The 16793-nt window shown below is 35.4% G+C and carries 14 protein-coding genes; 13 read left to right on the top strand and 1 reads right to left on the bottom strand.

Going from position 1 to position 16793, the window contains the following annotated elements; genetic code table 11:
* Positions 1 to 29: 29 nt before the first annotated feature.
* The 6 genes from ABDZ63_RS04825 to ABDZ63_RS04850 all read left to right on the top strand — a co-directional run bounded on the left by ABDZ63_RS04825 (position 30) and on the right by ABDZ63_RS04850 (position 8449).
* Positions 30 to 1025 carry a hypothetical protein gene (locus tag ABDZ63_RS04825; protein WP_343782139.1) on the top strand — a complete coding sequence of 332 codons (996 nt, stop codon included), beginning with the start codon at positions 30 to 32 and terminating at the stop codon, positions 1023 to 1025.
* Between the two features lie 116 nt (positions 1026 to 1141).
* Complete coding sequence (gene tig / locus ABDZ63_RS04830; protein WP_343782140.1) at positions 1142 to 2428, top strand: trigger factor; 1287 nt, start codon at positions 1142 to 1144, stop codon at positions 2426 to 2428.
* 315 nt (positions 2429 to 2743) lie between these two features.
* Positions 2744 to 4021: an ATP-dependent protease ATP-binding subunit ClpX gene (clpX, locus tag ABDZ63_RS04835; RefSeq protein ID WP_343782141.1), complete on the top strand. Its 1278-nt coding sequence runs from the start codon at positions 2744 to 2746 to the stop codon at positions 4019 to 4021.
* A gap of 148 nt (positions 4022 to 4169) precedes the next feature.
* The gene (gene lon, locus ABDZ63_RS04840) at positions 4170 to 6545 is read left to right on the top strand and encodes an endopeptidase La (protein WP_425541939.1); all 2376 of its coding nucleotides are present in this window, start codon (positions 4170 to 4172) and stop codon (positions 6543 to 6545) included.
* Positions 6546 to 6550: 5 nt separating this feature from the next.
* Positions 6551 to 7132 (top strand): ribosome biogenesis GTP-binding protein YihA/YsxC, encoded by a 582-nt coding sequence (yihA, locus tag ABDZ63_RS04845; protein ID WP_343782142.1) that lies wholly within the window; start codon positions 6551 to 6553, stop codon positions 7130 to 7132.
* Positions 7133 to 7312: 180 nt separating this feature from the next.
* Positions 7313 to 8449, top strand: coding sequence for an MFS transporter (locus ABDZ63_RS04850; protein ID WP_343782143.1), 1137 nt, complete (start codon positions 7313 to 7315; stop codon positions 8447 to 8449).
* A 71-nt stretch (positions 8450 to 8520) separates the two neighbouring features.
* Here ABDZ63_RS04850 and ABDZ63_RS04855 read toward each other — a convergent pair whose 3' ends face one another.
* Positions 8521 to 9000, bottom strand: coding sequence for a LiaI-LiaF-like domain-containing protein (locus tag ABDZ63_RS04855; RefSeq protein WP_343782144.1), 480 nt, complete (start codon positions 8998 to 9000; stop codon positions 8521 to 8523).
* A 198-nt stretch (positions 9001 to 9198) separates the two neighbouring features.
* Here ABDZ63_RS04855 and hemA point away from each other — a divergent pair, with 198 nt between their 5' ends.
* The 7 genes from hemA to ABDZ63_RS04890 all read left to right on the top strand — a co-directional run bounded on the left by hemA (position 9199) and on the right by ABDZ63_RS04890 (position 16791).
* Positions 9199 to 10563, top strand: a complete 1365-nt coding sequence (hemA, locus tag ABDZ63_RS04860; protein WP_343782146.1) for a glutamyl-tRNA reductase — start codon at positions 9199 to 9201, stop codon at positions 10561 to 10563.
* A 22-nt stretch (positions 10564 to 10585) separates the two neighbouring features.
* On the top strand, positions 10586 to 11413 hold the full coding sequence (locus tag ABDZ63_RS04865; protein WP_343782148.1) for a cytochrome C assembly family protein: 828 nt from the start codon (positions 10586 to 10588) through the stop codon (positions 11411 to 11413).
* 19 nt (positions 11414 to 11432) lie between these two features.
* Positions 11433 to 12380 carry a hydroxymethylbilane synthase gene (hemC, locus tag ABDZ63_RS04870; RefSeq protein ID WP_343782149.1) on the top strand — a complete coding sequence of 316 codons (948 nt, stop codon included), beginning with the start codon at positions 11433 to 11435 and terminating at the stop codon, positions 12378 to 12380.
* Positions 12364 to 13122, top strand: a complete 759-nt coding sequence (locus ABDZ63_RS04875; RefSeq protein ID WP_343782150.1) for a uroporphyrinogen-III synthase — start codon at positions 12364 to 12366, stop codon at positions 13120 to 13122. Before hemC ends, ABDZ63_RS04875 begins: the two co-directional genes overlap by 17 nt.
* Before the next feature lies 1 nt (position 13123).
* Positions 13124 to 14101, top strand: coding sequence for a porphobilinogen synthase (gene hemB, locus ABDZ63_RS04880; protein ID WP_343782152.1), 978 nt, complete (start codon positions 13124 to 13126; stop codon positions 14099 to 14101).
* A 13-nt stretch (positions 14102 to 14114) separates the two neighbouring features.
* A complete protein-coding gene (gene hemL / locus ABDZ63_RS04885; RefSeq protein ID WP_343782154.1) occupies positions 14115 to 15395 on the top strand; it encodes a glutamate-1-semialdehyde 2,1-aminomutase in 1281 nt (426 codons plus the stop codon).
* Positions 15396 to 15639: 244 nt separating this feature from the next.
* On the top strand, positions 15640 to 16791 hold the full coding sequence (locus ABDZ63_RS04890; RefSeq protein WP_343782155.1) for a LysM peptidoglycan-binding domain-containing protein: 1152 nt from the start codon (positions 15640 to 15642) through the stop codon (positions 16789 to 16791).
* The last annotated feature ends 2 nt before the right edge of the window (positions 16792 to 16793 follow it).

Here is a 16793-nt window from a genome sequence, read left to right on the forward strand (position 1 = left end):
TTGTAGAAGTTAATAAAGGGGGTGAAACCATGAGCACAGAGCGTCAAGGTGTTGTGATGTTTCCAGGTTGGCGAAAAGAGCTGGAACAGAAAACATTTGATGCGATCCAACAAAAATATTATGAAGAAGCCTTATTACATATTAAGAAGTTAGAAGATTTCAATGAAGCTTCTAATGATATTTTAACAGCAAAGGTAATCGCATTTATTGAACTATCAAGATACGATGAAGCCATTAGTTTATGTCGGAAACTAATGAAAGAAGATGACGATCATTATTATAAGTACTTACATATTTATTTGACGATTCTTTTTCAATCAAGTCAATATACGGAGTTAATTGAGTTATTAGATGAAATATTTGAAAATGAAACAATTCCATTTGAGTATGAAGAAGCTTTTAAGCAATTGTATGAAGTGGGACAAGATCTGCAAGCTTCTAGTGCTAAACAAGAGTCAGAGAAACATATTAACCATTTCTTAGAGTCATTAGAGAATGGTAACTTCCAAGAGCAATGGAAATTATTATCAATCCATCGTAAGTATGACGTAGAGACACACTTAGAGACCATTAAACCTTACTTAAGTGATACACGATTGAATCCTGTTATTAAAACAGGCATTCTGCAATGGTTAATGGATTTTAAAGTGGATAAAAAAATCGAAGTAGAAAAATTCGGTGAATCTAACTATGTCATTCCAGCAGAACTGAAAGATGTATTGGATACAAAATTTGCTAAAAATGTACTAGAGTATCTTGAGAAGGTTGAGCAAGGTGACCCGACACTTTATGAATTTGTTAAGCAAGTTTTATATCGATATTTGTATATTAAATATCCGTTCGAACCATTTGATGATTCAAAGAACGTGAAAAACTTAGGTGAGGCAGTACTTACATTGTCACAAAAATATTTGCAGTTGAATGAGGAAGCTGATGTAGCTGACCAAGCAACCGATGAACAAAAAGGCTGGATGAAAGAAATTGAACGCTTAGAAAAAATCTATTTTTCACAAATAGAGGGTTAAAATTTACTGTTTCATGAGTATTGAACGTCAATATTTCTATGTTATAATATAGTGGTTGCATTATGCATGAAACATACGAACATATAATGTATGAATAGATGTTGGAGGGAAGATTTATGTCAGCAAAATGGGAAAAGAAAGAAGGTAATGAAGGTGTCTTAACTGTAGAAGTCGAAGCTTCTGAGTTTGATAAAGCACTAGATCAAGCCTTCAAAAAAGTTGTGAAAGATGTTCAAGTACCTGGCTTCCGTAAAGGTAAGGTACCTCGTTCAATGTTTGAAAAGCGCTTTGGTGTAGAATCACTTTATCAAGATGCAGTTGACATTGTATTACCTGATGCTTACATGAAAGCTGTTGATGAAACGGGTATTACACCAGTTGATCGTCCAGAAGTTGACGTTGACCAAATTGAAAAAGGGCAACCTTTAGTGTTCACAGCGACTGTAACAGTTAAACCTGAAGTTGAGCTTGGTGAATACAAAGGATTAGAAGTAGAAGAGCAAGAAACTACTGTATCAGACGAAGAAGTTGAGGAAGAGTTGAGCTCTCTTCAAGAAAAACAAGCTGAACTAGTGGTTAAAGAAGAAGGTCAAATTGAGAATGGTGATACTGTAGTAATTGACTTTGAAGGTTTCTTAAATGGAGAAGCATTTGAAGGCGGTTCTGCTGAAAACCATACACTTGAAATTGGTTCAGGCTCATTCATTCCAGGATTCGAAGAGCAACTAGTAGGTAAAACATCTAAAGAAGATACAGAAGTATCAGTTACGTTCCCAGAAGATTATCACGCAGAAGAGTTAGCTAATCAAGAGGCAACTTTCAATGTGAAAATTCATGAAGTAAAAGCAAAAGAAATTCCTGAGTTAGACGATGATTTTGCTAAAGACGTTGACAATGATGTTGAGACTTTAGATGAGTTAAAAACGAAAACTAAAGAACGACTACAAGAGCAAAAAGATACAGAAGCAGATAATCAGAAGCGTGAAACACTAGTAGAAAAAGCGTCTGAAAATGCGACAATTGACCTTCCAGAAGCAATGGTTGATTCTGAATTAGATCGTATGCTTCAAGAGTTTGAACAACGCTTGCAAATGCAAGGTATGACATTAGATATGTACTACCAGTTCTCTAATCAAGATGAGGATGCATTAAAGGAACAAATGAAAGAAGATGCAGAAAAGCGTGTTCGCACTAACTTAACTTTAGAGGCAATCGCATCTCAAGAAAACTTAGAGGTTACAGAACAAGATGTTGAAGACCAACTTCAAGAGATGGCTTCTATGTATCAAACAGATGTAGAGCAGTTAAAACAAATGCTTGGCGGAAATACTGATGCATTAAATGAAGATCTTAAACTTAAAAAAGCAATTGATTTCTTAGTTGAACAAGCAAAAACAGTATAACTGAATATATATAAGCGAGGCGCGTAAATTACGTGCCTTGTTTTGCACTATCATTAATGTTTTTACAATTTTGAACATAGGCTGTAGTAATATCAGCTTGAGTATTGATCAAATTGTTCGAACAAATCTAATTCAAACACATATAATAAGAATAGGTTTTTCTTTTGACTAAATTGTTTTAGAAGTACATAATGGAGACAGTGTAGGTTAATGAATAAGAAACAGGCAGAAAATAACCTGACTAAAGAAATTGCTTTTTATTAAAATTAATGATAAATCGTAGTGGTTAAATATAGATCATTATGGGGTGAATGTATGTTTAAATTTAGTGATGAAAAAGGGCAGTTAAAATGCTCATTCTGTGGTAAAACGCAAGACCAAGTCCGCAAATTAGTTGCAGGACCAGGTGTTTATATATGCGATGAATGTATTGATTTATGTACAGAAATTGTTGAAGAAGAATTAGGTACAGTTGAGCAAGAAGATTTTAAAGAAGTACCTAAACCGAAAGAAATCTGTGACATATTGGATGACTATGTAATTGGTCAAGAAGAAGCAAAGAAATCCTTATCAGTCGCAGTTTATAACCACTATAAACGTGTTAATTCTAATGTGAAAAGCGATGAAGTCGAAATTTCAAAAAGTAATATTCTTCTACTTGGACCAACAGGTAGTGGTAAAACGTTACTAGCACAAACGTTAGCTCGAATATTAAATGTACCATTTGCAATTGCTGATGCAACTTCATTAACTGAAGCAGGTTATGTTGGTGAAGATGTTGAAAACATTTTATTAAAGCTAATTCAAGCTGCTGATTATGACGTTGAAAAGGCAGAAAAAGGAATTATATACATCGATGAAATAGATAAGGTAGCCAGAAAATCTGAAAACCCATCTATTACACGTGATGTTTCAGGTGAAGGTGTACAGCAGGCATTATTAAAGATTTTAGAAGGAACACAAGCAAGTGTACCCCCACAAGGCGGTAGAAAGCATCCACATCAAGAATTTATTCAAATTGATACAACGAATGTTCTATTTATCGTTGGTGGTGCTTTTGATGGTATTGACCAAGTAGTTAAACGTCGTCTTGGTGAACGTGTTATTGGCTTTGGTTCTGAATCAACAGGAGAACAGCTAGAAGAATCAGAATTATTAACGAAAGTCTTGCCTGAGGACTTATTACGTTATGGACTAATTCCTGAATTCATCGGGCGTTTACCAGTAATTGGTAGTTTAACTCCTTTAGATGAAGATGCTTTAGTTGAAATTCTAACCAAGCCGAAAAACGCACTATCAAAGCAATATGAAAAATTATTTGGGATTGACGATGTTGAATTAGAATTAAAAGATGATGCATTACGTGCGATTGCGAAAAAAGCAATTGAACGTAATACAGGAGCTAGAGGCTTACGTTCGATTATTGAAGGTATTATGTTAGATGTTATGTTTGAATTACCTTCAAGAGATGATATTGAAAAGTGTATTATCACTAAAGATACAGTTGAATTAGAGAATGGAAAACCAACATTAGTCATGGAAGATGGCTCTGTTGTAGACCAAAATAAGGAAACCCCTAGAGAAAGTGCGTAAATGCTAAGGTTTCAATGAGTTAGAGGGTACTCTCCTCTTTATAAGTGAGAGTACCTTTTTCTTTTGTTGTTCTGAGGATAATTTTAACAAATAACATTGATTAGTAATGAAAATAGATTAAAATGAAATGTATATAATAAAGATAGCTATGAAGTTATACAATGTCCATAGTGTCGTAACCGTACTTGGAGGTGTGACTAAATTGTCAAATGAGATCAATCAGGAAATTCCGTTATTACCTTTAAGAGGAGTGATTATTTACCCTTCAATGGTTCAACATTTAGATGTTGGACGTGAACATTCAGTTAAAGCGTTAGAACAAGCCATGGTACAAGATCATAAACTCCTTTTAGCAGCACAGCGTAACTCATCTTTAAATGAACCTACAGAAGATGATCTATATGAAATAGGTACGATTGTCTATATTAAGCAGATGGTTAAATTGCCGAATGGTACAAGCCGTATATTAGTAGAAGGGTTAGAAAGAGCAGAAATTAAGTCGTTTGAACAACATGATCCTCATTTTACTGTTACATATGAAACAGTTGATGATGAACATGGTGATGAAGTAGAGGAACAGGCATTAATGCGCACTTTAATTCAACAGTTTGATGACTATACTAAAGTGTCTAAGAAAACAAAAAGAGAAACTTATGAAACGGTTAAAGACATTAATGAATCGAGTCGTTTGGCAGATCTTATTACATCACATTTATCGTTACAAATTTCTCAAAAACAGCAAGTATTAGAAACGCCGTACGTACCCAATCGTATAGAACAGCTTATTCAAATGATTCATAATGAAAAAGAAGTTCTTTCTATGGAGAAGAAAATTGGTCAACGAGTTAAACGCTCAATGGAACGTACACAAAAAGAGTATTATTTAAGAGAGCAATTAAAAGCAATCCAAAAAGAATTGGGAGACCGAGATGGTAAAAGTGGTGAAGTTGAGCAATTAAAAGATAAGATAGAACAAGCCAGTATGCCCGAAAGAATTGAAGAAGTTGCTTATAAAGAGCTTAGTCGGTATGAAAAAGTCCCACAAAGCTCAGCAGAAAGTTCGGTTATTCGTAATTATGTTGAATGGTTAGTGACATTACCATGGACAGATGAAACAGAAGACAATTTAAATGTTAACCGTGCAAAAGGCGTCTTAGATGAAGATCATTATGGTTTAGATCGTGTGAAAGAACGTGTTTTAGAATATTTAGCCGTTCAACAATTAACTGAATCTGTTAATGGTCCCATCTTATGCTTAGTAGGACCACCAGGTGTTGGTAAAACATCATTAGCGAAGTCGATTGCACGATCTGTTGGGCGCAACTTTGTTCGTGCATCATTAGGCGGCGTTCGAGATGAAGCGGAAATAAGAGGCCATAGAAGAACGTATGTTGGTGCAATGCCAGGACGTATTATTCAAGGTATGAAAACAGCAGAAACTGTTAATCCAGTCTTTTTATTAGATGAAATTGATAAGATGGCTAGCGATTTTAGAGGTGATCCATCTTCTGCAATGCTAGAAGTACTCGACCCTGAACAAAACCATTCCTTTAGTGATCATTTTGTAGAGGAACCATATGATTTATCAAACGTTATGTTTGTTGCAACAGCCAATAATTTAGCAACCATTCCTAGTCCATTACTTGATCGAATGGAAGTTATTACGATTGCAGGATATACAGAGTTAGAAAAGCTACACATATCTAAAGAACATTTAATCCCGAAGCAAATTAAAGAAAACGGCTTAATGAAATCAAAGTTACAATTCCGTGATGAAGCGATTTTGAAGTTAATTCGCATGTATACGCGTGAGGCGGGTGTTCGTAATTTAGAGCGTGAAATTGCGTCGGTTTGTCGTAAAGCTGCAAAAATTATTGTCTCAGGAGAAAAGAAGCGCGTGATCTTAACTGAAAATCAATTAGAGGAATTACTAGGCAAACCTAAATTCCGTTACGGTCAAGCTGAAGAGGAAAACCAAATCGGTGCTGCAACAGGTTTAGCATATACTCAAGCTGGTGGTGATACGCTAGCGATTGAAGTGTCAATAGTTGATGGCACTGGAAAGTTGACCTTAACAGGGAAACTAGGAGATGTTATGAAAGAGTCAGCACAAGCCGCTTTTAGTTATGTTCGCAAAAGAGCAGATGAATTTGGTTTAGAGCAAGACTTCTATGAGAAATATGATGTTCACATCCACATTCCTGAAGGTGCAACACCAAAAGACGGGCCATCTGCAGGTATTACGATCGCAACAGCATTAGTATCCGCTTTTACTGAACGCCCGGTTCGTAAAGAGGTAGGAATGACAGGTGAAATAACATTAAGAGGTCGCGTATTACCAATCGGTGGCTTAAAAGAAAAATCATTAAGTGCACATAGAGCAGGTCTTAAAACGATCATTATGCCAGAAGAAAATGATAAAGACTTAGAAGATATCCCTGAAAGTGTACGAGGTGAGTTGTCATTTGTGAAGGTTAAGCATTTAGATGAAGTGTTAGATCATGCTCTGTTGCCAAAGGAGTAAATACTATGAAAGTAAATCAAGCTGAAATTGTTATAAGCGCGGTTAGTAAAGCGCAGTACCCAGGTGATCAATTTCCAGAAATCGCTTTAGCCGGTCGTTCAAACGTTGGAAAGTCATCGTTTATTAACCGCATGATTCAGCGTAAAAATTTAGCTCGTACATCATCAAAACCCGGTAAGACCCAAACGTTAAACTTTTACATGATTAATGAATCCTTTTTCTTCGTCGATGTTCCCGGCTATGGCTATGCTAAAGTGTCCAAAAAAGAAAGAGAAGCTTGGGGCCGTATGGTGGAGGAGTACTTTAAGACGAGAGATACTTTAAAAGCAACGGTACTTTTAATTGATTTTAGGCATCCTCCAACTGAAGATGATCTAATTATGTATGACTTTCTCAAACACTTTGAGTTACCAGTCGTTGTGATTGCAACTAAATTAGATAAAATAAATAAAACAAAGCGTCAAAAGCACTTGAAAGTTATAGAAGAAGCATTAGAAATAGAACCAGAAGATGTTATTATTCCTTTTTCAGCGGAGACAGGTGAAGGAAAAGAACAGGCATGGAATAAATTGAAAGAGTTTTTATAATTTTGGTGGATCTAAAAGAGGTGCTGATTTTGAATAGCACCTCTTTTTTAGATGGGACTAGTTCACTAAAATGTCATTCAAATTTCAGCCAACTGTGACTTAAATCATATATTCTATTCATTTTTAATTTTATAATGGAATTATTAGAGTGAAGAAATAAAAAACGGAGTGCGAATCGTTATGGTTAAGTATATTTATTTCATTGTCGTAGTAGCTTTTCTAGACACTTTTATTCAACTACCAATTATAACCCCATACGCTCTGAGTCTTGGAGCAAGTGAAGTGCTAACAGGGTTTATTGTAGCTATTTATTCATTATCTAATGTGATTGGGAATGTTATAGGCGGTCATTTCGTAGACCGAGTAGGTAGGAAACGAATATTAATAATAGGGATGTTCTTAGTCAGTGTTGTGTTAATGACGTACCCTTTAGCTCAAACAGGTGAGCAATTATTTATAATCCGTTTTCTACACGGTATTGCGGGTGGTGTGTTAGTTCCTAGTGCTTTTGCTTTAATTGGAGATCGTTCAAAACGAAAAGGTAATCAAAATTCAATGGCATTTGCAGGAGCAGCAATTGGGATTGCGGCTATTTTTGGTCCTGCATTAGGTGGAATGTTAGCAGCTATTGGACGAACTGAATATGTATTTATTTTTGTTGCTGTATTGTTTTTTGTTAGTGCTATCTTTGGACTTAAACATATTCCTGAGTCCATCAAAAAAAGCGATCGTGGTGAAGTCGCGTTGTCTGTATTTTTATCTTTACTTAAAAACACCAGATTGCTACAAGCATCATTAATTGCTTTTACGTTAATGGTTAGTAATGGGACATTAGCGTTTGCATTACCTATTTTAATTGAGAGTATTGGGTTTACGACGGCTACTACTGGTCTATTGCTAAGTTTATACGGAGTAACGGCTTTAGTGCTATTCGTAACGGCGTTAAATCGTATTTATATTAATTATCTACCAAGAAATTTAGCTGTTTCGGGTTTACTTATTATTGCGAGCTCTATGCTTTTACTAAGTTTAGCATCCAATATTTTATTAGCGATGGTCGCTATGATTGTTTATGGAGTTGGATTTGCCTTTGTGTTTCCATCGATGAATCAGATGGTGGCTAATGCAACTGACCAATCTAATCGTGGAAAAGCTTACGGTGTTTTTTATGCCTTTTTCTCAATTGGTGTCATAACTGGATCTAGTTTTTCAGGTTTGATTACACAAATGTTTGGCCTTCCATTCTTATTCTGTATGTTATTGATTGTAGCCATCTTTATTTTGCTACAGTTAATGAATAAAAAAATCCATTATTAGTCCTTTTCTAATAATGGATTGCATAATTAAAATTGGATAAGGTTAGTTAAAAATCACATACTAATGGTAACTCACTTTTTAAATAACAAGGTTAAACCAATGATGATTAAAAGGAGAGGCCAAAATTGTTCAATACTGTTAAACAGGAAGTCTAACCAACCGAACCAACTTGGCATTGCAAATGACGATAAAGCGACAAAAGAAATAATGATTAATATTATTCCAATAATTGTACCTTGATTCGTTTTTTGAGCTCGTAAAATAAATGCTACACCAATAATCAAAGTATACATCCCCCAGTGATCAATCCAATTTGCACTATGATTGATCGCATGGAAATGAATACCTAACCCAAATAATATGATACCTGGTAAAATATTATCGTACTGTCGATTGCCATAGGCGCTAAATAAAAAGGCAACACCTAAAATAACTAAAATGGTTGGCCAAGTATTAAATTGTGACAAAACTGGAATGGTGTACTGCTGCATTAAAAAATAGAAACCGAAGCCTATTAAAATGATTGCTACAAAGGATTTATTTTGTCTCATAATTAACCGTCCTCTCTGGACATATTTCTTGATGGTTCGATACGGATATGATAGTCTACATATAGTTATTAATAATTATTCTAAATAAATAGTATCATAAATCTTCATAATTTGTTCAATCAAGTGAAGTTTTTCTTTGAATAATTCTTGTTACAATATATTTAGGAAGTTTGACCGACGATTAAGGGGTGAAAAAAGATGCATTTTGTTGCTGTAACAATTAATTACCGAACTGCCCCAGTAGAAATAAGAGAGAAGCTAACCTTCTCAGATGACCAACTAAGTGATGCGATTTCTAAGTTAAATGAACAGAAAAGCATTTTAGAAAATGTGATCGTTTCAACTTGTAACCGTACAGAGCTATATGTTGTTTCTGACCAGTTACATACTGGTCGTTATTATGTGAAGAAGTTTTTAGCTGATTGGTTTTCAATGGATGTTGATTATTTAGCTAATTTCATTGAGTTAAAAGAAGAAAATGAAGCTATAGAACATCTATTTAAAGTAGCTGCTGGGTTAGACTCGATGGTGCTAGGTGAAACTCAAATTTTAGGACAAGTTAAGGATTCTTTCGATAAGGCACAGCGTCATCAATCATCTGGCCTAATGTTTAATCAATTATTTAAACAAGCCATTACTAATGCTAAACGTGCCCATAAAGAAACAGAGATTGGTGAAAATGCAGTATCTATTAGTTATGCTGCTGTTGAATTGGCCAAAACGATTTTCGACCAATTAAAGAATCAGCATGTTGTCATTTTAGGTGCTGGTAAGATGGGTGAGCTGGCTGTTCAAAACTTACACGGTTCAGGCGTTCATAATATTACAGTCGTTAACCGTACATTAGAGAAGGCAGAAGAGGTAGCGGCTAAATTTTCAGGACGAGCTAAGCCAATGGATGAGTTAAGTGACGTGCTAGAAGAAGCTGATATTGTCATTACATCAGTTGGTACAGATCACTATATTTTAAATGATTCAGATCTTAAACCGATTCTTAAGAAGCGTAATGGAAAACCGTTATTTATGGTTGATATTGCTGTACCACGCAATCTAGATCCTGCAATTGAACAGTTAGAAAATATGTTCTTATATGATATTGACGATCTTCAAGGAATTGTTGATCAAAACCTTGAAGAACGTAAACAAGCAGCTATAGAAATTGTGAACTTGATTGAAACTGAAATGAGTGACTTTGAAGAGTGGGTTAAGACCTTAGGGGTTGTCCCAGTAATCTCTGCTCTTCGTAAAAAAGCTTTAACAATCCAACAAGACACGATGGCATCTATCGAAAGAAAAATGCCAGATTTATCACCGAGAGAGAAAAAAGTACTTAATAAACATACTAAAAGCATCGTTAATCAAATGTTAAAAGAGCCGATTTTACAAGCTAAAGAAATGGCTGGAGAAGAACATGCTGATGACATGTTAAAGATGTTTGTCCGTATGTTTGGCATTGAAGGAGAAGTCCAAGAAGAATTACAAGAACAGAGTAAGAAGCACCCTAGTCATGAATCAGTTAATCAGTCATTACCCATTGCTAACTTAGTTAAAGCTATGCAATAGGTTAAGTGAGAGGAGCTCTCTCATGGGGATATTTGAACAATTTAAAATATATGAATTAATTGTATTGTTATATGGCTTGAGTTTAACTTTTTATTTTTATGATTTTGTAGAGAAAAACCGGAAGGCAAACCAGCTAGCCTTCTGGTTACTTTTATTGGTCTGGGTCCTACAAACAGTATTCTTATTTGTTAATATATATGTGTTAGGCTTTTTGCCGGTTTTTAACGTTTTAGAAGGTTTATATTTCTATGCATGGTTAATATTATTAGTATCTATTGTTGTGAACTATTTTTATAAAATGGACCTAGTTGTATTAATCATTAATGTTGTTGGATTTTTAGTCATGATGATGTTTTTAATGAACTATGCATCGAGCGGACAGTCACAATTATCAGGTGACTTCATAGGCGAAATATTAGTTGCTCATATTGTATTAGCTTTTGTGGCTTATACATTGTATACACTATCGTTCGCTTTTGCAGTCTTATATTTATTGCAATTCTATCTTTTAAAAAAGAAAAGATGGCGTCAATTAATTAAAAGAATAGGGAATTTAGAGCAATTGGAAAAACTCTCATTCTTAATTGTTGTTTTTGCTACTCCAGTCTTGCTCATTTCATTAGTTTTTGGACTGCTATGGGCTTATACGACTGACGATTTATTTTATTGGTTAGACGCTAAAACAGTAGGGTCCTTTATAGTAATTGGTATTTACTCTATTATTATTTATATGAGAGTAACTAAAAAGCTAATTGGTAAATCCATCGCTAGACTGAATATCATAGCCTTTTTAGTGCTATTTTGTAATTATTTACTATTATCCATGCTGTCTAACTTTCATGGATTATAATATTTAGGAGGCAAATGAAATGCGTAACATTATTATTGGTTCAAGAAGAAGTAATCTCGCTTTAACTCAAACAGATTGGGTTATTGATCAGTTAAACAAAGTGTCTGATCAGTATAGCTTTGAAGTGAAAAAGATCGTTACAAAAGGTGATCAAATTCTAGATGTAACGTTATCTAAAGTTGGTGGGAAAGGCTTATTCGTTAAGGAAATTGAACAAGCCATGTATAACCATGAAATCGATATGGCTGTACATAGCATGAAAGATATGCCTTCTCAAATACCTGAAGGACTAACAATAGGTTGTGTACCTGAGCGTGAGGACCATCGTGATGCATTTATTTCAGAAGATCACGTTAAACTTGATGATTTAAAAGAAGGTGCTCTTATTGGTACAAGTAGTTTACGCCGTGGTGCTCAACTACTAGCATATCGCCCAGATTTAGAGATTCAATGGATCAGAGGAAATATTGAAACAAGGTTACGTAAATTGAAAGAAGAGAGCTTTGATGCGATTATTTTAGCAGCTGCAGGTCTTAAGCGCATGGGATGGTCTACAGAGCTTGTGACAGAATTTTTGGAACCAGAAGTATGTTTGCCTGCTGTTGGACAAGGTGCTCTAGCATTAGAATGTCGTGAAGATGATGAAGATTTACTACAGTTAATTAATAAGATTAATGATGAATATACAGCAAAGACAGTTAAAGCAGAACGTAAATTTTTAAGTTTATTAGAAGGTAGTTGTTCAGTTCCAATCGCAGGGTATGCTGTATTAGATGGAGATGATATCGTACTACAAGCCTTAGTATCTTCTTCAGATGGTAAAACGGTTCTTAAAGAAACTGTTCGTTCAACTGACCCGATTGAAGCAGGTGAAAAAGCTTCTGAACTCTTAATTAATCGAGGCGCTAAGAAGCTAGTAGAAGAGGCTAAAGAGGAGTTAGAAGCTAATAATGGAGAAGGTCAGTAAACAAGTTTTACTTTCAAGAAGTTTGGAAGAAGCTATACCATTTCAACAAATTGATACCGATAAACTTAGTATAAAAGGAATTCCACTTATTAAGTTCGCTCAATATGAAGACTTTCATGTTGAGCGAACTCTAAATACTTTACACGCGTTTGATTGGATTATTTTCACTAGTCATAATGGAATCCATTATTTTTTCAAAACGTTAGAACAGTATAATCATCGCCTAGAAGAACTTAACCATTTGCGTTTTGGTACAGTAGGAAGTAAAACAGCTGAAACTTTAAAACAACATGGTTTCGAAGTTGATTTCGTACCAGAAGTATTTGATGCGAATCAAATGGGTAAGCAAATGTTAGAAGAAGTGGAAATGGAAAATGTCCTATTAGTGAAAGGGACACGATCACGAATTGTGTTAGATGAAATGTTTGAAGCTCATAACATTGCTTTTTCAAACTTAATCGTTTATCAAACTACAACGAACTCTGAAGTAAAGCATGCAGTAAAGCAATTATTAGATGATGAGTTACATGCTTTTGTATTTACTTCACCATCATCTATTCAAGCCTATATGGAATTAGGAGAAGGTTTAGTTAAAAGAACTTATCACTTACCCTGCTTTTGTATTGGTGAAACGACAGCGAGTTATGCACGTGAAGTTGGATTTGAGCAAATTATTATTCCAGAAGAATACACTATAGATTCATTAGCATTAGAAGTTGAAAATTATTTCAAGGAGGGCTAGCATGTCGAACTTATCGTTTGCACGCCATCGTAGGTTAAGAACAACTGAACATTTAAGAGATATGGTTCGTGAAACGCAATTACATACTGAAGATCTAATTTTTCCGATTTTTGTTTTAGAAGAAGAAGGGCAAAAAAATGAAGTCCCTTCAATGCCGGGTGTTTATCAAGTCTCACTTGATTATTTGTTAGAAGAAGTCAATGAAGTGGTTTCATTAGGTATTCGTTCGATCATTTTATTCGGTGTACCAAAGACGAAAGATGATGTTGGTTCAGAAGCTTATCATGATGAAGGTGTTGTACAAAAAGCAACGCGTATAGTTAAAGAAGCACACTCGGAGTTAGTCGTTGTAGCGGATACGTGTTTATGTCAGTATACATCTCATGGCCATTGTGGTGTAATCGAAAATAATTACGTCAATAACGATCAAACGTTGCCATTACTCGTGGATACTGCGATTTCCCAAGCTAAGGCTGGTGCAGATATTATTGCACCTTCAAATATGATGGATGGCTTTGTTGCTGCAATTAGAAAGGGCTTAGATGAGGCTGGTTTTGAACATATTCCAATCATGTCCTACGCTGTTAAGTACGCCTCTGCATTTTATGGGCCTTTTAGAGATGCAGCCCACAGTACACCACAGTTTGGTGATCGAAAAACGTATCAAATGGACCCAGCTAACCGTATTGAGGCGAAAAGAGAAGCACATTCTGATGTAGAAGAAGGTGCAGACTTTTTAATTGTTAAACCTGCATTAAGTTATTTAGACATTATGCGAGAGTTGAAAAACGATTATAACCAACCAATCGTCGCTTATAATGTGAGTGGAGAATATTCATTAATTAAAGCGGCTTCAAAGAACGGTTGGGTTGATGAAAAAGAAATAGTATTAGAGAAAATGACATCAATGAAACGCGCTGGAGCAGATTTGATTATTACTTATTTTGCAAAAGATATCGCAAAATGGATTAATGAATAGGGAGGACATATAAATGACTAATCGTTCAAAGCAATTATTTGAAGAAGCAGTCGATTTATTCCCAGGGGGAGTAAACTCGCCAGTAAGAGCTTTTAACTCTGTAGATCATGACCCAATTTACATGGAAGAAGGTAAGGGGTCAAAAATTAAAGATGTAGACGGTAAAGAGTATATTGACTATGTATTAAGTTGGGGACCTTTAATTGTTGGACATGCCCATGAACAAGTATTAGAAACATTACAAGAAGTGATGAAAAAAGGGACAAGCTTTGGTGCTAACGTTGAATATGAAAATAAACTGGCGAAGTTGTTGATTGACCGCGTTCCTTCTATTGAAATGATTCGTATGGTTAATTCAGGTACTGAGGCAACAATGAGTGCATTAAGATTAGCTAGAGGTTACACGAAGCGTAGTAAAATCTTAAAGTTTGAAGGTAATTACCATGGCCATGGAGACTCTTTATTAATTAAAGCTGGCTCTGGAGTTGCCACTTTAGGCCTTCCAGATAGCCCAGGTGTCCCAGAGTCGATAGCGAAAAATACCATTACAGTTCCATATAATGATCAAGAAAGCGTTAAATATGCATTTGAACAATATGGTGATGATCTTGCAGCTGTTATTGTTGAGCCGGTTTCAGGTAATATGGGTGTTGTACCACCGATTAATGACTTTTTAAGCTTTCTACGCGATATGACAAATGATTACGGATCGCTATTAATTTTTGATGAAGTTATGACAGGCTTTCGAGTTGGTTATAACTGTGCGCAAGGTCATTTTGGTGTAACACCAGACTTAACTTGTTTAGGTAAAGTAATTGGTGGTGGATTACCAGTTGGTGCTTATGGTGGTAAACGCGAAATTATGGAAATGATCGCGCCTGCTGGTGACATTTATCAAGCTGGTACTTTATCAGGTAACCCATTGGCAATGGCAGCTGGTTATGCAACTTTAAGCCAACTAACAGAAGCTTCGTATGAAGAGATGAACCGTAAAGCAGATCGTCTCGTTGAAGGAATTAAGAAAGCAGCAGAAGAAAATGGTGTACCACTACAAATTAATCGAGCTGGTTCAATGTTAGGTTTCTTCTTTACAAATGAAGAGGTTATTAACTTTGAAACTGCAAAATCATCTGATTTAGAATGGTTTGCTAAGTATTATAAGGTGATGGCTGATGAGGGAATTTTCTTACCTCCTTCTCAGTTTGAAGGAATGTTCCTATCGACAGTTCACACTGATGCTGATATTGAAAAGACAATCGAAGCAATTAACAAGGCGTTTAGGCAGTATAAGTAATTCTTTAGAGTCAGGGAACGATATTGAATCTAAATAATCAGAACGAGTTCATTTACGGTGAACCGTTCTGATTTTCTATATATTACAACTATTTTTTTCTCCACCTTTTTGTATAGTCTAAAATGCAATAACTTCCTCTCCCTTAGGTGAATTGAAGTTATAAAATGGACATAGTTCTGTTCCTTTTGTAATACACATATAGTAAATAGTAATGGATAAAGTGACCATATGAGGGGGATTTATATTGAGTAACTACGAACAAGTGCCATATCAATTTGAAGTTCGGGAAATTATTAATTTCAAACGAGGGGAGGAAATTGATGACCTTTATAGCATCGCGATCGACCCTGATGTTAAGGTCATCCACGAAAGTAATTATGTTCAAGTACGTGGTGTTTTAGTTGTACGAGGTGATTATCAAACCACTCACTTAAATCAAGAGTCACAATACATTATGGATGAAGATGAGCAAAATACGGTTCAGCAAGTTCGTACACTAGACAATGGGTTTATGGAGTTTCAGTATCCTATTCCTATTGATATAACGATCCCACACAATCGAATTAGAACAGATGACCATATTCAAGTAGTTATTGATTATTTTGATTATGAGTTACCAGAATCAAAAACATTAAAAATCTATTCCAATGTTCGGTTAGACGGTACAGCTATTTTAGAAGCGGAAGAGCGATCAGATGACCCTGCCGTTCAGTCAGATTTTGAACTTAAAGAATTTCCAACCATTGAACAAGAGGAACCGTCTTACGATGATCAGGACTACGAGACAGATGAAGGTCATGAAGATCCTTATTATTATGATAGTACAGCAAATTATAATGAACAGGTGAACTATGAAGAAAGTGCTGAGAGTGACCCTGTAGAAAATGAAGGTGAAAAAGGCCGAGATTTTTGGAAGAAGAAAGAAGGTCAGTCATTACATGAATTTTTCCATAAAGGTAAAGTGGATGGAGATAGTAGTCAAGACACGTCTCAAAATGTAGAAGAGGTCACTGTAGCGGCGATGAATGAACCTTCTGATGAAGTTCATGATTATGGTGAAGAACATGAAACACATGATGCTGATGAAGACACAGATACAGACACAGACACATTTGCAGATGGGTCTGAAGGAGAGGAAGACGAGAAGAAAAAAGAATCAAAACCTAAAAAAGGTTTAGGTTATTTATCAAAGTTCTTCAGAGAAGATGAAGAATCAAGTCGTGTCAAAATGCGTATGCGCTTTGTCCAAGAGAATGATACGCTTGAGTCAATTGCTAATTATTATCAAGTTTCTGTAAGTAAATTAGAAAGGTTAAATGATTTAGAAGTAGGTGACTCTCTGAAAGCGGGAGATGTACTTTATGTTCCGGCTGAGGTTAGACAGTCTAGTGAGTAAAG

The organism is Alkalibacillus silvisoli, assembly GCF_039521975.1.
In the GTDB taxonomy this organism is placed as follows: Bacteria; Bacillota; Bacilli; order Bacillales; family Alkalibacillaceae; genus Alkalibacillus; species Alkalibacillus silvisoli.

What these genes read in the sequence shown, in the direction of transcription:
- ABDZ63_RS04825 (WP_343782139.1), top strand. Translation starts at nt 30, where the DNA reads ATGAGCACAGAGCGTCAAGGTGTTGTGATGTTTCCAGGTTGGCGAAAA.
- tig (WP_343782140.1), top strand. Translation starts at nt 1,142, where the DNA reads ATGTCAGCAAAATGGGAAAAGAAAGAAGGTAATGAAGGTGTCTTAACT.
- clpX (WP_343782141.1), top strand. Translation starts at nt 2,744, where the DNA reads ATGTTTAAATTTAGTGATGAAAAAGGGCAGTTAAAATGCTCATTCTGT.
- lon (WP_425541939.1), top strand. Translation starts at nt 4,170, where the DNA reads ATGAAGTTATACAATGTCCATAGTGTCGTAACCGTACTTGGAGGTGTG.
- yihA (WP_343782142.1), top strand. Translation starts at nt 6,551, where the DNA reads ATGAAAGTAAATCAAGCTGAAATTGTTATAAGCGCGGTTAGTAAAGCG.
- ABDZ63_RS04850 (WP_343782143.1), top strand. Translation starts at nt 7,313, where the DNA reads ATGGTTAAGTATATTTATTTCATTGTCGTAGTAGCTTTTCTAGACACT.
- ABDZ63_RS04855 (WP_343782144.1), bottom strand. Translation starts at nt 9,000, where the DNA reads ATGAGACAAAATAAATCCTTTGTAGCAATCATTTTAATAGGCTTCGGT.
- hemA (WP_343782146.1), top strand. Translation starts at nt 9,199, where the DNA reads ATGCATTTTGTTGCTGTAACAATTAATTACCGAACTGCCCCAGTAGAA.
- ABDZ63_RS04865 (WP_343782148.1), top strand. Translation starts at nt 10,586, where the DNA reads ATGGGGATATTTGAACAATTTAAAATATATGAATTAATTGTATTGTTA.
- hemC (WP_343782149.1), top strand. Translation starts at nt 11,433, where the DNA reads ATGCGTAACATTATTATTGGTTCAAGAAGAAGTAATCTCGCTTTAACT.
- ABDZ63_RS04875 (WP_343782150.1), top strand. Translation starts at nt 12,364, where the DNA reads ATGGAGAAGGTCAGTAAACAAGTTTTACTTTCAAGAAGTTTGGAAGAA.
- hemB (WP_343782152.1), top strand. Translation starts at nt 13,124, where the DNA reads ATGTCGAACTTATCGTTTGCACGCCATCGTAGGTTAAGAACAACTGAA.
- hemL (WP_343782154.1), top strand. Translation starts at nt 14,115, where the DNA reads ATGACTAATCGTTCAAAGCAATTATTTGAAGAAGCAGTCGATTTATTC.